1 protein-coding gene is annotated in these 479 nt (G+C 61.6%); it reads left to right on the forward strand.

The annotated features are described in order from the left end of the window. Positions 1–49 precede the first annotated feature (49 nt). Positions 50–479, forward strand: a 430-nt coding sequence (locus tag D7W81_RS41510) for an AMP-binding protein (RefSeq protein ID WP_147445855.1), incomplete at its 3' end; no start/stop codon positions are given.

The following is a 479-nucleotide window of genomic DNA, read 5'->3' on the forward strand; positions in this document are numbered from 1 at the left end:
TTTTTAAACTACCACGCAGATCACCGAGTTCGAAACCCTGCGGGAGCTGGTGCACAGCCTGGGCATCAGCAAGCCCACCATCGTGTTCAGCAGCAAGGAGGGCCTGGACAAAGTCATCACCGTGCAGAAAACCGTGACCACCATCAAGACCATCGTGATCCTGGACAGCAAGGTGGACTACCGGAGCTACCAGTGCCTGGACACCTTCATCAAGCGGAACACCCCCCCTGGCTTCCAGGCCAGCAGCTTCAAGACCGTGGAGGTGGACCGGAAAGAACAGGTGGCCCTGATCATGAACAGCAGCGGCAGCACCGGCCTGCCCAAGGGCGTGCAGCTGACCCACGAGAACACCGTGACCCGGTTCAGCCACGCCAGGGACCCCATCTCCGGCAACCAGGTGTCCCCCGGCACCGCCGTGCTGACCGTGGTGCCCTTCCACCACGGCTTCGGCATGTTCACCACCCTGGGCTACCTGATCT

The organism is Corallococcus aberystwythensis, assembly GCF_003612165.1.
Lineage (GTDB): Bacteria > Myxococcota > Myxococcia > Myxococcales > Myxococcaceae > Corallococcus > Corallococcus aberystwythensis.